The sequence below is a fragment of the Lyngbya sp. CCY1209 genome (assembly GCF_055795065.1).
This window is the reverse complement of sequence record NZ_JAYFER010000050.1, coordinates 1-1,261: the sequence shown is the minus strand read 5'-3', so window position 1 is coordinate 1,261 and position 1,261 is coordinate 1. Positions and strand designations below refer to the sequence as shown.

Sequence of the window (1,261 nt, the reverse complement as noted above, 5' to 3'; positions counted from 1 at the left end):
TGTTCGGGTGTCAGCGCCTCCCACCGAGAGCGAGCTACCCAAGAGGCATCGGGGGAACGGGTGGCGCCGTTGGGGAGGATAAATCCGGCGGAGGAGTCGAAGGCAACACCCAAGTCTTCGTGGGCTTCATCCCAAATTCCCAGTTGGGTTGTCAATCTGCTATTTTTTTTGCCCGATTCGCTGCCGGCGGGTGGGTTCACAATCAATTCTCCTGTGGCGGTCCGTTCTAATCTTAAATCGGGGTTGGCGGCGGCGAGCTCTTGGAATTGTTCCTGGGTGACGTGGAGAAGGGTGGAGGGGGGGAGTTGCAGGGAGAGGGTGGAGTGCATCGAATTTCCTCCGAGAATTTGGGCGGATAGTGTTGATGGTAACTCAGGGGGATGGGAATGCGATCAGTTTCAAATCTTCTCGCCCCCAAACCCCCAATTCTGGGGGCTTTGATTTTTATTCTCGCCCCCAAACCCCCAATTCTGGGGGCTTTGAACGGACAAAAATTTTACGAATCATTTCACGCTGCTATAGTCTCCCTGTTGTTTTAATTGGAGTCTGGGAAAAAATTATCATCTGTCAATTCTTCCCAAGTATAGGGGCAAACTTCGGGAAAAATTTTGGCATCCATAAACGTTTCTTTGATCGCCCCCTTTCGCCCGTATTTATATCCCTTGGAAATTGCCTCATCAAGGCGACTTTGCAAGCCGGGGTTGTCTTCGATAATGCGTTCGATCGCGATTCGCTGCTTGTCGATCGAATGTCGCCAACTGGGGGAGCGATAATCTCTCTGATATTGCCACTTCAGCAAATGCAAAGTAAGCTGTTCGATGGCGGATACAAAAGCTCTATATTCGCTGCGTCCCAAGGCTTCTATCTCCTCAATTACATTCTCCCAATCGACGCGATCGAATTGTTTTTCCCGCAGCAATTGAGCCTGCTGTAAAGACCAAGTATAAAAATCGTCTTCATACAATTGGTTATCATTCATATTGTTTCCATACCACCAGTATAGATGAAATCGTGTAGCACGGGCATCTTGCCTGTGTTATGATTTTAAGGTTGGGTGAGATGATGGCTAAAAATATGGGGAGAGCTATTATGCGATCGCTCTGGAAAAAAGCCAGTCAATTCTACTAGAAAATCAACCCCAAACCCGATTTAATCTCAAAACAAATCCCGGCAATACATCGTCGCCGGGAAGTTCTATTGGATTGTCCAAAACTTCGACTTCTTGTCCGGGGCGGTAGATTTCTACCCGTCGATTTTGGGG

At 48.4% G+C, this 1,261-nt stretch carries 2 protein-coding genes and 1 pseudogene; all 3 read right to left on the bottom strand.

Annotated features, from left to right (window positions below; all coding sequences use genetic code 11):
• Window positions 1–329 (bottom strand): Uma2 family endonuclease (locus AC0QHF_RS00275; RefSeq protein WP_324702191.1); only part of this gene is annotated, 329 nt, incomplete at its 3' end.
• 206 nt (window positions 330–535) lie between these two features.
• A complete protein-coding gene (locus tag AC0QHF_RS00270) occupies window positions 536–979 on the bottom strand; it encodes a DUF29 domain-containing protein (RefSeq protein ID WP_324702190.1) in 444 nt (147 codons plus the stop codon).
• A gap of 153 nt (window positions 980–1,132) precedes the next feature.
• A pseudogene (locus AC0QHF_RS00265) lies at window positions 1,133–1,261 on the bottom strand (Uma2 family endonuclease); the annotation flags it as partial.